At 57.9% G+C, this 18,901-nt stretch carries 13 protein-coding genes and 1 pseudogene; 13 read left to right on the top strand and 1 reads right to left on the bottom strand.

Translation table 11 applies throughout. The features are described from left to right. The first annotated feature begins 328 nt into the window (after positions 1–328). From ACCD02_RS29825 to ACCD02_RS29865, 9 genes and pseudogenes are all read left to right on the top strand, one after another. Entirely contained in the window at positions 329–1,594 is a 1,266-nt protein-coding gene (locus ACCD02_RS29825; protein WP_413309793.1) for a hypothetical protein, read from the top strand. 343 nt (positions 1,595–1,937) lie between these two features. Beyond that, positions 1,938–4,196 carry an autotransporter outer membrane beta-barrel domain-containing protein gene (locus tag ACCD02_RS29830; protein ID WP_413309795.1) on the top strand — a complete coding sequence of 753 codons (2,259 nt, stop codon included), beginning with the start codon at positions 1,938–1,940 and terminating at the stop codon, positions 4,194–4,196. 133 nt (positions 4,197–4,329) lie between these two features. Next, a complete protein-coding gene (locus ACCD02_RS29835) occupies positions 4,330–5,169 on the top strand; it encodes a hypothetical protein (protein WP_413309797.1) in 840 nt (279 codons plus the stop codon). Next, positions 5,142–5,858: a hypothetical protein gene (locus tag ACCD02_RS29840; protein ID WP_413309799.1), complete on the top strand. Its 717-nt coding sequence runs from the start codon at positions 5,142–5,144 to the stop codon at positions 5,856–5,858. Before ACCD02_RS29835 ends, ACCD02_RS29840 begins: the two co-directional genes overlap by 28 nt. Before the next feature lie 26 nt (positions 5,859–5,884). After that, complete coding sequence (locus tag ACCD02_RS29845) at positions 5,885–6,394, top strand: hypothetical protein (protein ID WP_413309801.1); 510 nt, start codon at positions 5,885–5,887, stop codon at positions 6,392–6,394. After that, a complete protein-coding gene (locus ACCD02_RS29850; RefSeq protein WP_413309802.1) occupies positions 6,384–6,746 on the top strand; it encodes a hypothetical protein in 363 nt (120 codons plus the stop codon). Before ACCD02_RS29845 ends, ACCD02_RS29850 begins: the two co-directional genes overlap by 11 nt. A 36-nt stretch (positions 6,747–6,782) precedes the next feature. Further along, positions 6,783–9,698 (top strand): hypothetical protein, encoded by a 2,916-nt coding sequence (locus ACCD02_RS29855; protein WP_413309804.1) that lies wholly within the window; start codon positions 6,783–6,785, stop codon positions 9,696–9,698. Between the two features lie 47 nt (positions 9,699–9,745). After that, positions 9,746–10,246, top strand: a complete 501-nt coding sequence (locus ACCD02_RS29860) for a hypothetical protein (protein ID WP_413309806.1) — start codon at positions 9,746–9,748, stop codon at positions 10,244–10,246. A gap of 93 nt (positions 10,247–10,339) precedes the next feature. After that, positions 10,340–13,586: pseudogene (locus tag ACCD02_RS29865) on the top strand (RHS repeat-associated core domain-containing protein). A gap of 113 nt (positions 13,587–13,699) precedes the next feature. On the opposite strand, the gene ACCD02_RS29870 reads toward ACCD02_RS29865, so the two are convergent. Continuing rightward, the gene (locus ACCD02_RS29870) at positions 13,700–13,975 is read right to left on the bottom strand and encodes a helix-turn-helix domain-containing protein (protein ID WP_413309808.1); all 276 of its coding nucleotides are present in this window, start codon (positions 13,973–13,975) and stop codon (positions 13,700–13,702) included. 303 nt (positions 13,976–14,278) lie between these two features. Between ACCD02_RS29870 and kdpF the strand changes: the two genes are divergently transcribed. The 4 genes from kdpF (at position 14,279) to kdpC (ending at position 18,901) form a co-directional block, all read left to right on the top strand. Further along, positions 14,279–14,368 carry a K(+)-transporting ATPase subunit F gene (gene kdpF / locus ACCD02_RS29875; RefSeq protein WP_259100328.1) on the top strand — a complete coding sequence of 30 codons (90 nt, stop codon included), beginning with the start codon at positions 14,279–14,281 and terminating at the stop codon, positions 14,366–14,368. A gap of 8 nt (positions 14,369–14,376) precedes the next feature. Then, on the top strand, positions 14,377–16,071 hold the full coding sequence (gene kdpA / locus ACCD02_RS29880; RefSeq protein ID WP_413309810.1) for a potassium-transporting ATPase subunit KdpA: 1,695 nt from the start codon (positions 14,377–14,379) through the stop codon (positions 16,069–16,071). Between the two features lie 7 nt (positions 16,072–16,078). Continuing rightward, the gene (gene kdpB / locus ACCD02_RS29885) at positions 16,079–18,148 is read left to right on the top strand and encodes a potassium-transporting ATPase subunit KdpB (protein ID WP_413309812.1); all 2,070 of its coding nucleotides are present in this window, start codon (positions 16,079–16,081) and stop codon (positions 18,146–18,148) included. 180 nt (positions 18,149–18,328) lie between these two features. Continuing rightward, complete coding sequence (gene kdpC / locus ACCD02_RS29890; RefSeq protein WP_413309814.1) at positions 18,329–18,901, top strand: potassium-transporting ATPase subunit KdpC; 573 nt, start codon at positions 18,329–18,331, stop codon at positions 18,899–18,901.

Here is an 18,901-nt window from a genome sequence, read left to right on the forward strand (position 1 = left end):
CCCCCCCCCCCCCCCCCCCCCCCCCCCCCCCACTTTTTTTTTTAATTATACGCCCACAAACTATTTCTACAATATATATCTATTCGGCAGAGTCTCCGGCGCGAGCGTCTGGGAGCTGGCGAGCGGGCCCAAACTGGCTGACTATGCCCACGCTGACTGGCAGGCGGGAGACAGGGTTGCGTTCTATTGGGTCGCTGCGCCTCTGGATCCGGACAGACTGCCAACCCCGACGGGTTTCGTCGGTGTTTCAGGCCCTGTCGCCCCCGAGGTGACTTACCCACTGTCTACCCTACAGCTCTCGGAAGACAAGGACTATTACGCCGTTTACATGTTGCTGGACAAGGCTGGAAATCGCAGCCCTCTGTCTGATTTTGTCAGGGTGGATGTTGCCTTGGGGCCGATGCCCGACGGTTTGCAGCTTCCGGTAGTCCCCCTGGCGGTGGCGGATGGGGAGATCAACCAGCCCGATGCGTTGGTTGGCGTGTATGTGGAAATTCCGTCCTTTAACAACTTCAAGCCAAGGGACCGTATCGAAGTCACCTGGGGAACCAAAGTACTGGATACCGAGGAGATTGGTGTCTCTCCGACTTTTCCATTCCCGATCAGGGTTCCGTCGCCGGTATTGGTTGGCCAATATGATTTGCAGGTCGGAGGCGCGCAACCGACCAACGTGAGCTATCGGATATTGCGGGGCTCAGTGGGGTCGGCTGAGCAGGCGATCACGATCGACGTGGATTTGTCGTACGTTGGCCCGGATAATCCAGACTGGCCAGATCCGACCAATCCTTCACTGCCAACGCCTGAGGTGTATGGCAAAAACTCCAACACTCTCAATGTCCTTACGCGTGCGGACGCCGGTCAAGTTGCCGAACTCAAATTCGACTTATACGGCCCCTTGGAAGAGGACGAAGTCATCGACTTCTATTGGGGGAGCCAGTTAGTCACTGAGGCCCGATACATCGTGACGGATACCGACAATCCAGGTGACCCGATAACCAGGGAGATCCCCTGGGATCGCATCAGGGATGAAGGCAATAACCCGGCATTGCCGGTCTACTACAGCATCCACGCTCCCGGTTCCGAGAACGAGCAGCACTGCGTGCCCATCAGTGTTGACGTGGATGTCATTACCGTGGTGCCGGACGCTCCGGACTTTCAGGGGCGTAACCCTACCACTAACTGGCTGACCTGTGTGTCGCTGTACGCGGATCCGGACAACCCCGCCCCTGGTGAGCCAGGAATACGCGTCACAGTCCCGGATCTTTCAATGCACCTTAAGGCAGGCGATACGGTCAAGGTGACCTGGACCCCGTTATCCGGGCGCACAGGAGAGACCCCGATTGTGCCAGCCATAAAGTCGGACGACATAATCCTGGATGCTACAACAGTGAAGGGCTTCACGTGGTTGGTTCAGCCGTACGTTGATCATATCCTGCCCACCTACGATCCGGAGGGTCCTGGGGGGAGCAACGGGCGAGGCCGGATCCAATATGAGTTCTTCAACGGTACTGAAACTCTTCAGTCAGGCATTACCGAGGAAGTAGTTGCGGTGTACAACGCGGGCGGCTCGTGCCCGATTCCGCCTAAGCCCTGACGCTTGATATCAACAGGGTTACAGATCGTGATATCTGTAGCCCTGTTGTGTAAAGCAAATGAGCGGATAGTCGGGTTGGTTTAGTTCTGTTGGCGATATCATACGAACTGGCTATTGCCAAATAGTCCAGGGGGCATGTGGTGGCCGTGTTCAGTCTTGGCTAGTGTGTTTGGTACTAAATATTTATTGTGAGACCAATCCTTCATAAGCTTAGGAATGTTCCTACACGGCGTCTGCCGTGGTTCATGTAGTCTCCCTGCCTGGCGAGGACGGGCGTTGGACTATGGCTTAAAACACACCCGTCTTTTCATTTCAATATCGATACTCAAGGTGTGCAATGTTCATGAGGGCTCCATTTGATCTTAACTCCACCAACAGATGGTTAAAGGCCACTGTGCTTATGCCGGTGTTGTGTTTTAACGGCTATGTCTGGGCAATCCCTGTTCCTGATCGGCTGGAGATCGACGAATCGACACAGTTGCAGGATTATCGAATTGCGGGAACGGGTGAGTTAATCTCCAATGGCGCGACTACTTTACAAATAACGACGTTAGCCGGTGCCAAACTGACGTTGAATAACACAACGACGACCGCGACAGGCAGCAACAATGCAGCCATTGATTTGGTCGATGCCGTAGCGACTATCAACGGCAGCACAATTCGCGCCGATGACGTCGGTATGAAATTGGGCAGTACGCTCAATACCGGACCGGGGGCGACCGCCAGTGTTATAGCAAGCAGTATTACCGGTGGCACGACTGGCATCAGTGTGGGCTCGCGTGGCAATTTGCTCCTGCAAAACACTACAGTGACAGGCACTGATAGCGGTAGCCGGGGCATTGTGGTCTTCGATGCCTCGGTCGCCGCCGTCGGCAGTTCCATCACCGGTCAGCAAAATGGCCTCTGGATGCGGGCCGGGCCGGCAGGCAGGCTGCCTCCGCAGGTCTCGCTCGATTCCACCCATGTCGAAGGTATCGACGGGGCCGCCATTTCAATTGGCGCGGGCGCGAATAACCCAACCACCGCCAACCTGAACATCAGCAACGGTACAACCCTGAAAGGGGGCAACGGCAACATCATCGAGCTGACGGGCAATTCGACAGGCAATATCAATGTCGGCGCCAGTCACCTGGCAGGCAATATCCAGATCGAATCCGGCAGCACTGCCAATCTGGACTTCAATCAAGGCAGCCTGACCGGCGACATCGTTGCCCAGGCTGGCGGCACCGCCAATGTCGCTCTGAATAACTCACTGTTCACCGGCCGGTTGCTTAACACCAGCAGTGTGGCCCTGAATAATGGTTCGCAGTGGGTGATGGTGGATAATGGCCGTGTTACAAATCTGGCCATGAACGGCAGCTCGGTCAAGTTCGGTGATCCGGGGGCGTTTTATCGCTTGTCGGTAGAAAACCTCTCGGGCAACGGCACCTTTATCATGGATACGGACTTCGCCGGTGCGCGTACTGACTTTCTCGATATCACCGGTACCGCCACCGGCAACCATTCGTTGCTGATCGGCAGCACCGGTACCGATCCAGTCAGTGATACGAGTCTGCATGTGGTCCATGCCGCCGCAGGCGATGCCAGTTTCTCCCTGCTCGGCGGGGCAGTGGATCGGGGCACCTGGTCCTATGATCTGGTCAAGCAGGGCGATAACGACTGGTATCTGGATTCTTCTACCAGGACCATCAGCCCTGGCACCCGCACGGTCCTGGCATTGTTCAATACCGCGCCCACAGTGTGGTACGGCGAGTTGAGCAGCCTGCGTTCGCGCATGGGCGAGTTGCGTCTCAATGGTGAGCGTTCCGGCGGCTGGATGCGCACCTACGGCAATAAATTCAATGTCGCCGATGCCGCCGGTTTTGGTTACAAACAGGTTCAGCAGGGCCTGTCCCTGGGCGCCGACGGCAAGCTGCCGGTGGGTGACGGACAATGGCTGGCCGGGGTCATGGCCGGGCAGAGCAAGTCCGACCTGGATCTGGATCGTGGCACCAATGGCAAGGTCGACAGTTATTATGTAGGCGCCTACAGCACCTGGCTGGACGCCGACAGCGGTTACTACTTTGACGGTGTACTCAAGTTCAACCGCTTCCAGAACAAGGCCAAGGTCAACCTCAGCGACGGCACCCGGACCAAAGGCAACTACAACAACTCGGGTGTCGGAGCATCCCTGGAGTTTGGTCGTCATATCAAGCTGGACAATGACTATTACGTCGAGCCTTACACTCAATTGGCAGGCGTGGTCATCGAAGGCAAGGATTACCAGCTGGACAACGGCATGCGCGCCGACGGTGATCGTACCCGCTCGCTGCTGGGCAAGGCCGGTGCCACCGTCGGGCGTAACTTCGATCTGGGCAAAGGCCGCACCGTGCAGCCATACGTGCGTGCGGCAGTGGTGCACGAGTTCGCCAAGAACAATGACGTGCAGGTCAATGACAACGTGTTCCATAACGATCTGTCGGGATCCCGGGGCGAACTGGGTACGGGGATCGCTGTGGCACTGTCTGACAAGTTCGAAGTTCATGCCGACTTTGAATACAGCAATGGCGACAAGATAGAACAGCCTTGGGGAGCCAATATAGGCGTTCGTTATAACTGGTAACAGTCGGCGGGCAAAAAAAAGGGAAGTACTAGTAGTTCTGCTAGTACCTCCCTAATCATAAGCAGTGTTTACTGTAAAGACAGCACCCGACGCAATATCGGGTGTTTAACCGTTTTTGAATGGAGCGTGATCCATGACGTGGCTATCCAGAATGATGGGGTGGGCCAGTGCGTCCGTAGACGATGACAGTGCGTTACTTCCACCTCCCGAGATCAATGCACTACTTCCCGACATTCCCGACGGTGAACACAACCTGTTACCGCGTAGCGCCTGGCTGGCACCGTTGCCGGTCAATATTCCAATGTGGCAGAACTCCAACCCGTCTCCTGCCTCGCCAGAGGAACTTTGGGTGTATTGGGGGAACGATGAGATAGAACATAAGGTCCTTACTCAGCCGGTAACACCGGGCGATCGCACTATCACGGTTTCACAGATAAAACTTAGCGAAGGTTCCCACGAGCTGAGATATGGCGTCAGGACATCCAACGGTGAGTACGCGGATTCTGAGTTGCTGACCATCACTGTCGATAAGACACCGCCATTTCTGGTCAACGAGGGGCCGCTGGGATTTCCACCGACGGTTGTCAATGGCGGAGTGACCGAGCAATACCTCAAGGATAACAACGACGAAGTCCTTGCCGAAGTTCCCGATTATCTTTTACCCAAACCGGGCGATGTGCTGACCTGGTATTGGAGTACCAGCCCGACCGGCTCCGACATTGCCGGGAGCAAGACTCTGGTATTGGCGGATATTGGCCAACCGATAAAGCTCAGCTTTGCGGGACAACTGATTCGTGACAGTGGTGATGGCGCTCGCTACGGGTTTTACCGGGTCGAGGACCGCTCGGGCAACGACAGCCCGAGGTCTCTGGCTGTTCAGTTGCAGGTCTCCGCCCAACCCATCCCGCGTGTATCGTCGAAAACGATGGACGGATTTATCTGGATTTGCGCGACAGTGACAACTTCCGATTGACCTTTGGTCCATCGGAGCAGGAACAACAGCAGGGCGGGAGTTTTTTCAGGGCGTTATTCAACGCCTTGCCGCCTGAAGAACGCATTTGGGTATTGGGGCGTATCGAGCGCGGTATCGGGACATTCATGCCGCCGCAGTCCTTCGAACTTCGAACACAGGCCAATCCTCGGAGTTCCAGTGAGTCTCATGCTGACGGCCATGGCGACGGTGCGGTGCTGGTTCTTATGAGCACGGTCGACAGCAGGGCCGGCGGGACGCCCCCTGATGATTATCCGTATTTAATTCCGGACGATTCCGGGCAGGATTATTCCGCCGCGGTCTTGTTTGAACGAGAGCAAGCCAGCGTCGGGATACTGGTGGAAGGGGTCGCGGCTATTATCCAGAGTCATGATTTTGTATATGTCTACGACGATCGTGGGCACTTGGCCTCGGCGACAGAAACGGCTGGCCGGATTACGATTCCCGCATGGCAATACTGGACGACCCCCATTCCAACCCTTGATTCGACATTCATCATAATAAAGGTTGAATTGAGTGCTTTTACATTGCCAGTAACGGACGCTCATCCTTTCGTCATTAGATGGGACGCCAGTCATGCTTCGGCCGTTATGGACTGGCAAACGAGGGGCGAGGTAACCAGTGTTTTTTCAACGGAAGGGAAGGCGCCTGTCACCTGTACCGTCGCTTAAGCGTATTTACCGATCAGGGCAACCCGATGTTGGCGGTGCGCAGGGTCGATATACGCACGCAACTTGAGGATACCGGCAGCGGTCAAGCAGAAAAAAAGGGCGCGATGCTGTTATTCGTGACCACTGCACATGGGATGACAGGCGCATTTCCGGGCAACGAAGGGGAAATCAGATATTTGATTCCCAACGATGCGCAACCGGTTTATTCGGCGACCTCGCTGTTTTCCCAACCTGTGCTGTACCGGGCGGCATTCGGCAATGCGGTGCTGCAGTTGCTGGAGGGCGCCGAATTTGAATTCGTCAACGAACCCGCCGAACCGCTGCGCAAGATGATCGCCCGTGCCGGCAGCTTTCAGGTGTCTGCCGGCGATTATCGGGGCACTCAATACGAGTTTCGGTCCGAGCCGTTCACTGTTTCGGCGGGCAGCGGCCAGCAGCCCTTGACTGTCACCTTCGAGTCGGCCCGGGCGAGCCAGAGCTGGCAGTTCCCCTGCACGGTGACGTTCAGCTACAGAGCCGTGGGCGGTGCGCAATGACAGCCTCAGCGGGCAAGCGCGATCAGCCTGGATGCTGGTTATCCAGAGCAGGGGCGTGGGGTTGAACGTCAGGCCCAAGGCGGACGACAACCCGGTGGCAGGGCAAATCCAGCTGGAGGCGTCGGTCAACGGCATCGTTCAGTCCGACACGCAATGGCGCCTTGGCGCCGACAGTCCTGGGGAAATCACCGCCGATGGCCTCTATATCAGCGATCCGCTGGCGCCCCAGCGTTTTGTCCTGGTTCTGGCTGAGGTGGACCTCCCGGTCTTCGGCCGCTTCGATGGCTATTTAATCCTGCCGCTGCCATTGGATGCATTCCCTGATGTGCTGGCGGCACTGGCCAATAAATGAGGGGGCAGCCGCTGTGCTGCCCGGAGGAGTAATACCATGGCAAATTTAAATACCTTACTGGAGCGCATGCGTCAGGGCTCCGTCACCCAGGGCTGGGGTGCCGTTGCGGCGTTCAGCCGCAGCAAACTTAACCATTTGCTTGAGCAGCAGTTTATAGAGCGCTTCCAGCACCTGTCCTTTTTCCCGTTCTTCACGGGTGAGGTGGCGCTGGATGACCGGCGGACCGAGGTTGCCCGCCTGAGCCGTATCGAGCTGGGCGCCCCGTTGCTGTCGTTCATCACGGCATCGATGCAGAATTCCCGGGCCCTGTTGACGATGAATATAGTTTCCGGCTCTTACATCGTTGAGCATCAAAGCGCAGGTGTTTCGACGGAGATTGCCTCGGTGTTGACCATCACCGAGCCGATGGGTTTCCGGCTGGAAATGGAGATCGATCTGTCCATGGTGGTGGGAGAAATCGACCGTCGGGGCAAGGTACACATGGACCTGGCCAACGCGGTGAATTTTCGGTGCAACCTGGCGGACCCGGATACCGATACGCCAGCCAACCGGCGCCTGGCAGATTTCTTCGAAGAGGAGTTCGGGAAGCTGTCGCCCGATCGCAGCGTCTTTCAGTTGGGCATGCTCGACTTCAAAACCTACAACGAGCTGTCGCCTGCCCGTTTTCGGGTACTGACCCAGGCGGCACCCGGTGCCAAGGTCAAGGGCGCAAAGAACTACGCTGATGGCGCTGTGGTGGTGTTTATCCGCCTGCGCGCCAACACTGGCGACGGAAACTTTCCCCCCGCCGGTGACTTCCCGTTCCTGATCCCGAACGATCAACTTAATGGCGTCGATAAATACTCGGCTTCCCTCGTCCTCAGCGACGACATGCTGGATCATGTGGGGGCGGGTGATCAGCCGCAGGTGCTCAACAGCCTGTTGTTTCCGGGCGCCAATGAGTTCCAGAAGGTCGAGCAGCATACGCCTCGCGATCTGGCCATCTTTGGCAATATCGCCCCCACCCGGACCAGCTATCGCCTGGAACCGGCGTTCAAGAGCATCAAGGCCGGGCAGGTCCAGAAATTCACCCTGCGGGACTGGCAGGGACAGGAGATTGAGGCCAGCGCCTGGCAGGCGGTCAGCCTGCAGAGCCATAGCGCAGAGGGGCATGGCAGCATCAGCAACGGGCTGTACAGCGCACCCTCGGCCACGATTATCGGTCGTGACACGCTGCGGGTAATGGTTAGCGCAACCTACCACCACGAGGGGCTGACGCACACCGTCCTGGCCCTGCTGCTGGTGGCGTTCGATGAGATGGTGGTTGCGCCGCAGGTCGCGACCGGCGGTGGTGGCAGCCAGGCCCGGCCGATTTCATTGAGCGCCTCGATGCTGACCGGCGGCGCAGTGAGTTGGGCGTTGCGCGGGCCGGAGTATGGTGAGTTGAGCGAGGTAGGCACTGGCGCGGTATTTACCCCGGATGCGCGTTCCGGGAAAAAGGGCCTGCTGGTTCAGCAGGTCGGGGCTCAGGGTATAGAGAACAAGGTGGTATCGCTGCTGCTGATCAATAGCCAACAGCAACTGCGCGTCGACCCGCCCTACGTGCCACGGCTTGGCCGGTCCACAACCGTACAGTTGCAGGACGATCCGTCGTTGTTGCCGGGGCTTGAGCGGCGCTGGAAAGTCATTGGCGGGGGAGGCAGTGTCGATGGACAAGGGCGCTTTACCAGCGCAGCGGACGGCATCAGTTCCAGCAGTGTGGTGAGTTGTGAAATTGTGCGCAATGGTGTGGTGTTTGCCAGTGGCTACAGCGTTGTTGACCTGTCCGAGGTGATCGAGCAGCCCAGCTGGCGAGAGTTGGCCATGTTCATGGTCCAGGTGCCGGGTGGCCAGGAAAGTGGAAAAAGAGGTGAGCTGTACGCCAACGGCTATCAACAACTGCGCGTGAAGGTGTCCACCCAGACCATGCCTGTCGACGGGGTGTATTACGAGCTGAGCTTCGTGGAACGGGCCTCGATGCATCTGGCGGAGCCCAGCGGCAACAAGATTGATTTCCTTGATATTGAGGAGGAAGGGATTGCCGAGGGCGAAAGGGGAGAGCGGGCGTGGCGCGTACACCTGATACACAACCGTTTCGACCTGGCGTATGGGAGTGTGGCGAGCGGGCCGTGGGTTAGTTCACAGCCGCCACCGCTGGAGCAGGAATTTTATCTGCACACCCGGCATGTGCCGGGTTCTACCCAGGACTTTATGGCCGCTTTCCAGGCTGACCGGGACGCCGTGTGGCACAAGTCCACCGATATGTCCGATCAGTACAGCAAGATAACCGTGAACCCGGTACAGCCACCTAACTATGATAGGGATCATTACCCCATCGAAGCGGTACGTGTCCTCGGAGGTGGGGGTAACCCACCGGTTGAGCCGCCCTCCCCAGGCCCGGACGATCCTCATTTCGATTTTGATTTGCAGACCATCGATTACTGGAAGTTCGGCTGCCGGCATCCGCGCACCAATGAACCCATGAAGTTCAAAACCCTGGAGTTCCTGCCGGAGTCGGACGGCGCCAAGATCAACACTTCCATGATTTTATGGGAGAGTGAGCAGATGGCGGAAATCATGTTCAGTTGGACGGGTTATATCTTCCAGGAAATGGGGAAGGATCCGCAAGCAGACGCGCCGCGTCCGCAAAAAATCACTTTCGATGATGCCATCAATGTAGTTGTAGGAAACGAGTCGCTGGACATCTCTGTTCATACGACGTTCGAACAGGGAAAACTGGTCATCAGCCTGCACCGTTCGGACCGGATTCCTTATATCCGTCGTGGAAATGCAGCGCGAGACAAGTTATCGAAAGACCTGATAGTGCTGCTCAGGGATCAACAGGGTAATGCCCATAAACGGCGAATTTCCTTCCAGTCCCCAGGCACGACGGGCAGACGTAATCGTCTTGCGCATACGCTGTATACGCCATGAGGCAAAGATCCGGATGGCCAATGGCACGATACTAGAGGATATATATCATGAAACTGTTCAATCCATCCCTGGCGGGCCTGTTGCTTATCGCAGGCCTGGCAAGTCCATTGTATATCAGCGCTGCCTCACCTGTTGCTAAACCTAAACAGGCAGTGCGGTATCTACTCCTTGCAGAGAATTCTGACGGTGGAGGAAACGAGTGCAAGATTGAAATCACAAAGACTGAGTCTATCGATTTTAACCCTCAACCACCGGGCTGTGAAAATGATGAAATGAGTTATTACAAACTGGATAATGTCCAGTCGGCCACGCGAATATTATTCAGAGATGACCCATGTGGCGACGACCATGTTCAGAGCTGGGAGTTTCAGATTTATACCTATATCCAGCCTGTTAGTTCGAACTGGTTGCCAATTGAAGATCTCAGAGGGCGAGCTGAGGGTGACATCGTCTCACGTGGCATTCGAATGAGATGGTCTAATGATAATGGGGGCCAAATTAGGGGTAAATTGTCTTGCGTGCGGATTACTGTTTCGGACCCAGGCTAACTCACCCGGCGTGAGTAACATCCACGCCCGGCAGGAATTGCCAATTTTTAAATAAATATCCGGTTATACAGTGATTAATATGAGTACCTGATCATGACTATTTCAACATCCGTACATTCCAACGCCTTTAACTTCATGAGTTTTTTGCAGAATGGCGTTGATCCGCGCACCGGGCAATATACGGTGTCCATCACCTTGCCCGAACTCAAGACCAATCAATTGCGCGGCCCGGGCATGCCCCTGACCCTGAGTTATAACCCGCTCAACAATCAGGACAGTGGCTATGGCCTGGGCTGGAACCTGCAATTGTCGCAGTTTGCCAACAACATCGTGTCCCTGAGCAGTGGTGAAACCTTTCAGGTCACCGGGACTGAGTCCGGTAGCACCCGCCTGCTGATGAAGGAGCAGAAAATCGTCAGCTTCCGCCTCTACAAACAGGACGACACTCATTACCGGCTGGTCCATAAATCCGGACTGGTGGAAATTCTCGAACTGCGTGGCAGCACCGGCAATCAGGTGGCATTGCCAGTGCGGATCCTGGCCCCGGAGACGGAGCTGCAAAGTACTCTGTTCGAGCATAGCAACGACCCCGACGACGCCTTTGCTCATGGCCGTATCAAGCAACAGACCTTGACCATGGGCGGCGAGGCCACCACTACGGGCTTCAAGTACGACACTCTGGTCAGCCCGATCTTTGGTGAGAGCGTGCAGCGTACCCTGCAGACCCTCACCGGGTTTGACGGGGTGGAGAAAGTCATCACCCTGGAGCACTCCATGCTCACCGGGGAGCCATTGCTCAATCGCGACGACAACGATGTAGAAATTCGTTACACCTACGACAGCCTGAGGCGCGTGGTGCGTGAAACCGTCGCCCCGGGCACCGACTATGAAGCGTCGCGCAACTATGAATATTTTCTTTGTGCCAACGCTGGCGAGCAGGCCGAGCAACAGATGTTCGACGTCAAGGGGGTCAGGACTTGCACTCGCTTCGATGGCATTAACCGTGTGGTCTACGAGGAACGTGCCGACGCCGATAATCCTGCGCAGCCCGATACGCCACGCCAGACCTACAGCGCGCGCTATGACCCGTGGGGCAACTTGAGCGAACGCCATCGTGCGCCGCGAGTATGCCGCCCACAGCAGTGAAGACCTGCCCACCTTGATCAGCGTCGAACATAACACTCAGACCTATGAGCTGGGCACTCAAGTGTTCGATGGTCTGGATCGCCTGATTAAATCGGCCGTTGGCCGCCGCGAGCGCATCCTGCGCTATGACCCCGGCATGCTCGAACCGAAAACCGTCATCACCCCCGGCGGGCAGGAGATCGCCTATGAGTACCGGCCGCCGTTGGGGTCCGAGCCGCTGCAACGTCGTTTGCCCGGTCCTGACAATGTCATTGCCGATTACCAGTACGACCCGCGGGACGCCCGGCTGCTGAGGTGTGAAGAGCAGGGCGAGCAGGTGCAACGTGAGTATTTCAGTACCGGCGAGCTGAAGAGCGAACAGCGCGTGAGCATGGATAAAAACGGCAAAAAGCTTGCCGATTACACCATGGCTTACCGCTACAGCCGCCTGGGGCGCCTGCTGAGCTACACCGATGTGCTGGGGCAGGAACAGACCTATGCATACGACCGGCAGGGACGGCTGGAAACAACCACGCTGGGGACTACCCGCTCGACGTTCACATACGATGGCCTGGGCCGCATGGCGAGTTTCGAAACCCGTGACAGCGCCAGTGGGCAGAGCCTGAAAACCAGCCTGGAATACGATGCCTTCGACCGGGAAATCCTGCGCACCTTTGATCTGAATGGCGTACAGCAGCAACTGGAGCAGGCGTATGACGATATCGATGACATGACCCGGCGTACCCTGAGCGAGGGCGCGCAGACTATCCGTGATGAGGAATATGGCTACGATTTGCGTGGACGCTTGACTCGCTATGACTGCACCGGCAGCCAGCCACCTGTGGATCCGTACGGCAACCCCATTACCCGGCAGGTGTTCAATTTCGACGGGATGGACAACTTGAAGGCGGTGCTCACCAGTTTTGCGCAAGGCGGAAGCAATACCGCCCAGTATCGCTACGAGAATGTAGACCCCGTGCAATTGAGCAAGATCATCAACAATAATACCGGCGCCGGTTATCCAGCCGAGATCACTCTGGAGTATGACCTGGATGGCAACCTGATCCGTGACGAAGCCAATCGCAGCCTCGTGTATGACGCCCTCAGCCGCTTGATCGAAGTCGGTACTCAGCCTTCAGGCAGCCAGTACCGCTATGACCCCCTGGACACGCTCAGCGCCCAGACCCGTGGCGGCGAACAGGACCGGCGTTTCTATCGGGATGGCGAACTGGCCAATCACATCAGGGGCAACCAGAACAGCACCTTCATCCGTGGCGGCGACACCCTGCTGGCGGAGCGCCAGACAGGCACCGACACCACCACCTTGCTACTGGGCATCGACGATAACAATAGCGTGATGCGTGAAGTGGCCGACAGTGCCGATAACGCCAGCGCCTATAACGCCTACGGCTACCGCAGCGGCCCGCAGCCTGCCATGGGCAAACTGGGCTTCAATGGTGAACTGGCCGAGGCCGGGACCGGCTGGCAACTGCTGGGAAACGGCTATCGGGCTTATAACCCGCTGCTGATGCGTTTTCACAGCCCGGACAGTAAGAGCCCGTTTGGCGAGGGTGGGGTGAATGGTTATGCGTATTGCGAGGGGGATCCGGTGAATTTTACCGATCCGACGGGACATAGTATTGGAGGTGCGATATTACGTGGATTTAGAGCGGTAGGTCTGTTTAAACGCCCTCAAGTGGCGAGGATAAGTCGCTCTGCGGTATCAGAAATTCCGGAAGGATTGAGGCGCGTTCCTGAGGGGCGATCGGTGACCAAGTTGCGAACAGCTACTATAGAGGACGTCCAGAACTTAGACAAAATCTCCAGACATCAAAATAATATAGTAAAAAACTTGACGGAGACTAATGAATCGCTAGTTCGTAGGGGGGTTAGTCGCGGTTATTCAAGGGCGCAGATGGAAGCTTCTGATGCATATATAGCTACGACTCAAGAAATAGCAAAGCATTCGGTATCTTTAGCGGAAGCGGAAAGCGGTCTGAAATATTTTCAAGAGGGAGGGAGGTTGATAACTAAAGAAAGCAGGTCGTATCTAGTGGATACAGTGCAAAAAATCAGAAATCAACAGTTCATGGCGGAGTCGCAGTATGCGAAGTTTGCAGGTCAGGTTGGGGCCGCTGTGAGATCGAACTCAGGTAGCCGTAGTGGGTGGGATAACGTCATTCCTTCAGGTGCCCCTAAAGATCGATTCTTATGAGTACTAAGTAAAAGTCAGTAGCACGTCATCATTGACCAGTCATGCGCGGCATTGGAAGTTGCCGCCCATGTCTGGTTAGGTTCGATCTACATCTGTCCGAGATAGCATTGGCGTCAATGCAACACAATCAACCCCTGATCAATCGCCTTGACCAAAGCAGCCCGCAACGAGTTAACCCCGAACTTGCGGCGAATATTGCACAAGTGAAAGTTTACCGCTGCCTCGGTTCGACCCAATATGCGGGAGATTTCCCAGGCGGATTTGCCCAGGGCGGCCCAGCGTATGACCTCCTGCTCCTTGACGGTGAGTTGTACGACGGGGGGTGATGGTTCTTCAGTCGCTTGCCAGGCGATATCGAATGCGCCGGTTTTTCTCTGATAAGTGTTCATGGCTTGTCCTGCGCCGGGGAAAGGCCCACACGATAACGCCATGTAACGATGTTGGAACCTGTCAAAACTATCAGGAGGCACAATGATGGCGTTGCTCGACCTGGGCCGGAAACTACCTGTACACGCCAAGTCTAGTCCGCTTTTCAGTACCAGGGCGAAGCCCTCCATCTGGTCGATCAACGCGTTGTAACGCGGATATTTACGGCTTCTTTACGCTCTGTCCGGGGCCTCGCTCTCGTTCCTTTACACCCCTGTTGCGGACAATGCCCTCAAGCGGCAATCGCCGTACGACGGAGAGTTTCGATGAACGTTCTGGATGGGGTGTCACTGCTGTTGGCGGCAGGGCTGTTCGTGTACTTGTTGGTGGCGCTGCTGCGCGCCGGCCGGGTCTAGGAGGCGCCATGCACAGTTATGACTATCTGTTGATCCTGGCCTTCCTGGCGCTGGTATTGCTGCCCGCGCCATGGCTGGGGCGCTTCTGGTTCCGGGTGATGGAAGGTGAGCGCACGGTGCTGACCCCCGTGCTTGGGCCGCTGGAGCGGGTTTGCTACCGGCTCTCGGGGGTTGATCCCAAGGTCGAGCAGAACTGGAAAACCTACACCCTGGCCTTGCTGATCTTCAATCTGGCGGGCTTTGCACTGCTGTTTGCCATTCTGCTGCTGCAGGACGCGCTGCCCCTCAACCCGCAGAAACTGCCGGGTATGGAGTGGTCGTTGGCGTTCAACACGGCCATGAGTTTTGTCACCAATACCAACTGGCAGAGCTACAGCGGCGAGGCGTCCCTCAGTTATCTGAGCCAGATGGTCGGCCTGACCGTGCAGAACTTTGTCAGCGCCGCCACGGGCATTGCCGTGCTGGTGGCTTTCTGTCGCGGCATTGGCCGTCGCTCGACTCAGCACCTGGGTAACTTCTGGGCCGATATGACCCGCGCGACCCTGTATGGCCTGTTGCCGATCTGCATCGTGCTGGCGCTGTTCCTGGTCTGGCAGGGTGTGCCACAGACCTTCGCCCACTATGTCGATGCCGTGACCCTGCAAGGCGCCGATCAGAGCATCCCGCTGGGCCCGGCGGCCAGCCAGATTGCCATCAAGCAACTGGGTACCAACGGTGGCGGTTTCTTCGGCGTCAACTCGGCGCATCCGTTCGAGAACCCTACGGCCTGGAGCGATTTGTTCGAGCTGGTATCGATCCTGCTGATCCCGGCCGCCCTGGTGTTCACCTTCGGCCATTACGTCAAGGACCTGCGCCAGAGCCGCGCCATTATCGCCTGCATGGTGCTGTTGCTGGCCATTGGCGGCGCCGTGTCGCTGTGGGCCGAATATCAGCCCAACCCGACCCTGAATATCGCCAACGTCGAGCAGACCGCGCCGCTTGAAGGCAAGGAAACCCGCTTTGGCACCACCGGTACGGTGCTTTGGGCTACGGCGACCACTGCGGCTTCCAACGGCTCGGTGAATGCCATGCACGACAGCCTCAATCCCCTCAGTGGCATGGTCGCTCTGGCCAATATGATGGTCGGCGAAGTGATCTTCGGCGGCGTCGGCGTCGGCCTCAACGGCATGCTGTTGAACGTGCTGATCGCGGTGTTCCTCGCCGGGCTGATGATCGGTCGCACTCCGGAATACCTGGGCAAGAAGATCCAGGCCTACGAGGTCAAGCTGCTGGTGGCGACCCTGCTGGTGATGCCTGTAGGCGTACTGGTACTGGGTGCCGTTGCGGCAAGCCTGCCCGGCCCGGCTGGCGCGGTGAGCAACCCTGGTGCCCATGGTTTCAGCCAGTTGCTCTACGCCTACACCTCGGCCACGGCCAATAACGGCTCGGCGTTTGGCGGTTTCAGTGCCAACACCACCTTCCACAATCTGATGCTCAGCCTGGGCATGTTCCTCGGCCGCTTCGGCTACATCCTGCCGGTCATGGCCCTGGCGGGCAGCCTGGCCCTGAAGAAACCCGCGCCACTGGGCCTGAACAGCTTCCCGACCCACGGCACGCTGTTCGTCACCCTGCTGACCGTGACCATTTTGCTGGTCGGCGGCCTGACCTTCCTGCCGACTCTGGCACTGGGGCCGATTGCTGAACATTTGAGCCTGGGTTTCTGAGGATACGATGATGAATATGCAGATTCCTGTTGCGAAACAACCTGAGCAACCCGCTGTTGCTCCATCGGCCAAAACCGCCATCGCCGACCTGTGGCGCCCGGCGCTGATCCAGGCCTTCGTCAAGCTCGACCCGCGGCAGTTGCAGCGTTCTCCAGTGATGCTGGTGGTGGAACTGACGGCAATCCTGACCACGGTGCTGTGTGCCATTCCCGATCCGGCCGTGCCGACCTCGGTGGCACTGCAGATCGCCCTTTGGCTGTGGTTTACCGTGCTGTTCGCCAACTTCGCCGAGGCGCTGGCCGAAGGTCGCGGCAAGGCGCGTGCGGACAGCCTCAAGGCCGGCAGCGAGGGCTTGAAAGCGCGGTTGCGTGAAAGCACTGGCGCCTTCCGGATCGTCAATGCCACGACCCTGCGCAAGGGCGATGTGGTGCGGGTCGAAGCCGGGGAAATGATCCCCGGTGACGGCGAAGTCATCGAAGGCATTGCGGCGGTCAACGAAGCGGCGATCACCGGTGAATCGGCGCCGGTGATTCGCGAGTCGGGGGGCGATCGTTCGGCGGTTACCGGCAATACCCGACTGGTCTCGGACTGGCTGCTGGTGCGCATCAGCAGCAATCCCGGCGAGTCGACTCTGGACCGCATGATCGCCCTGGTTGAAGGTGCCAAGCGGCAGAAGACTCCTAATGAAGTGGCGCTGGATATCCTGCTGATCGGCCTGACCCTGATCTTTCTGCTGGTGGTGGTGACCCTGCAGCCGTTCGCCCGGTTCTCCGGGGGCAGCCTGCCCTTGGTGTTCCTGGTGGCGCTGCTGGTCACGCTGATTCCCACCACCATCGGCGGCCTGTTGTCGGCCATTGGTATTGCCGGGATGGACCGTCTGGTGCGCCTGAATGTGATTGCCAAGTCCGGTCGCGCCGTGGAAGCGGCAGGGGACGTGCATGTGCTGCTGCTGGACAAGACCGGCACCATCACTTTCGGCAACCGTCGTTGCAGTGCGGTGTATGCCGCACCCGGTGTGACCGCCAAGGAGCTCGCTGAAGGCGCCTTGCTCGCGTCCCTGGCCGATGACACCGCCGAGGGTAAATCGATTGTCGAATACCTGCGCGAACTGCACAGCTTCAACGAGCCGTCGTTGCAGGAGCTGACCGCCGTGCCGTTCAGCGCCGAGACGCGCCTGTCCGGCGTCGACCATGGCGAACGCATCTATCGCAAGGGCGCGGTGGACTCGCTGCTGGCCTTTGTCGGCATGCAGCGCAGCGACTTGCCATTGGCCCTGTCCCGGGAGATCGACAAGATCGCCAAGACCGGCGGCACGCCGCTGCTGGTCTGTGTCGGGCACAAGCTGCTGGGCGCGATTCATCTGAAGGACGTGGTCAAGCCCGGTATCCGCGAGCGCTTTGCCGAGCTGCGCAAGCTGGGTATTCGCACCGTCATGGTCACCGGCGACAACCCGCTGACCGCAGCCGCTATCGCTGCCGAAGCAGGGGTCGATGACGTGCTGGCCGAAGCCACGCCGGAGAAGAAACTGGAGCGCATCCGTCAGGAGCAGAACGACGGTCGCCTGGTCGCCATGTGCGGTGACGGCGCCAACGATGCCCCGGCCCTGGCCCAGGCGGACGTCGGCATGGCCATGAACGACGGCACCCAGGCGGCGCGGGAAGCGGCCAATATGGTCGATCTCGACAGCGACCCGACCAAGCTGCTGGACGTGGTGCAGATCGGCAAGGAACTGCTCGTCACGCGCGGCGCCCTGACCACCTTTTCCATCGCCAACGACGTGGCCAAGTACTTCGCCATCCTGCCGGCCTTGTTTGCGGCGATTTATCCGCAACTGGGTGTGCTCAACATCATGCAACTGGCCAGCCCGCAGAGCGCCATTCTTTCGGCGATCGTCTTCAACGCCCTGATCATCGTTGTGCTGATCCCCCTGGCCCTGCGCGGCGTACGGGTGCAGGCCGCGAGTGCGGCGGCATTGCTGCGGCGCAACCTGCTGATCTACGGCCTGGGCGGTATTGCCGTGCCGTTCGTGGGGATCAAGCTGATCGATATGCTGTTGACCGGGTTGCATCTGGTCTGAGGCGGTTGAGCGCGCTGTGAACAAATTGTGGGAGCGGATTTATCCGCGAAGAGGCCAGTACATCCACTGCATTTTGATGTTTTGGAATGCCACTTTCGCGAATGAATTCGCTCCCACTGAATCCGCGCTCGCGGCGATGGTTAAACCGAATGTATTTGAATGTTTTTTGAGGATTCAACCATGTCCACTGTATTGCGTCCGGCCCTGAGCCTGATTGTATTGATGACCCTGATCACCGGCGTGGCCTATCCGCTGGTAGTGACCGGAATCGCCCAAGTGGCGTTCCCCGAGCAGGCCAATGGCAGCCTGATCCATGATGACAGCGGCAAGGTGCGTGGTTCGGCGCTGATTGCCCAGGCTTTCACTGGAGATGAATGGTTCCACTCGCGGCCGTCGGCCGGGGCTTTTGCTACCGTTGCCAGCGGGGCCAGCAACCTGGCGCCGAGCAATCCGGCCTTGGCCAAGCGCGTTGCCGATGATGCAGCCACTGCCTTTGTGGCAGGGCAGGGGCCGGTGCCTTTGAGCCTGCTGACCACTTCCGGCAGCGGCCTCGACCCGCATCTGTCGCCTGCTGCAGTGGCTTATCAGAGCGCTCGTGTCGCCGCAGCCCGTCATTTGCCCCTGGCCAGGGTGCAGGATCTGATCGAGGACAACACCTATCGTCCCTTGATCGGGCCGCCGGTCGTCAATGTGCTGACCTTGAATAAACAGCTGAATGAGTTACCGTCTGCGCAACGTAGCGCCCAGCTGTAA

Origin of the sequence: Pseudomonas sp. Pseusp88 (assembly GCF_047303955.1) — a bacterium.
GTDB lineage: Bacteria > Pseudomonadota > Gammaproteobacteria > Pseudomonadales > Pseudomonadaceae > Aquipseudomonas.

Excerpts from the sequence above, each read along its gene's own strand:
- kdpC (WP_413309814.1), top strand. The coding sequence starts at position 18,329 with ATGTCCACTGTATTGCGTCCGGCCCTGAGCCTGATTGTATTGATGACC.
- ACCD02_RS29870 (WP_413309808.1), bottom strand. The coding sequence starts at position 13,975 with ATGAACACTTATCAGAGAAAAACCGGCGCATTCGATATCGCCTGGCAA.
- ACCD02_RS29835 (WP_413309797.1), top strand. The coding sequence starts at position 4,330 with ATGACGTGGCTATCCAGAATGATGGGGTGGGCCAGTGCGTCCGTAGAC.
- ACCD02_RS29830 (WP_413309795.1), top strand. The coding sequence starts at position 1,938 with ATGAGGGCTCCATTTGATCTTAACTCCACCAACAGATGGTTAAAGGCC.
- kdpF (WP_259100328.1), top strand. The coding sequence starts at position 14,279 with ATGAACGTTCTGGATGGGGTGTCACTGCTGTTGGCGGCAGGGCTGTTC.
- ACCD02_RS29825 (WP_413309793.1), top strand. The coding sequence starts at position 329 with ATGTTGCTGGACAAGGCTGGAAATCGCAGCCCTCTGTCTGATTTTGTC.
- kdpA (WP_413309810.1), top strand. The coding sequence starts at position 14,377 with ATGCACAGTTATGACTATCTGTTGATCCTGGCCTTCCTGGCGCTGGTA.
- ACCD02_RS29855 (WP_413309804.1), top strand. The coding sequence starts at position 6,783 with ATGGCAAATTTAAATACCTTACTGGAGCGCATGCGTCAGGGCTCCGTC.
- ACCD02_RS29860 (WP_413309806.1), top strand. The coding sequence starts at position 9,746 with ATGAAACTGTTCAATCCATCCCTGGCGGGCCTGTTGCTTATCGCAGGC.
- ACCD02_RS29845 (WP_413309801.1), top strand. The coding sequence starts at position 5,885 with ATGTTGGCGGTGCGCAGGGTCGATATACGCACGCAACTTGAGGATACC.
- kdpB (WP_413309812.1), top strand. The coding sequence starts at position 16,079 with ATGATGAATATGCAGATTCCTGTTGCGAAACAACCTGAGCAACCCGCT.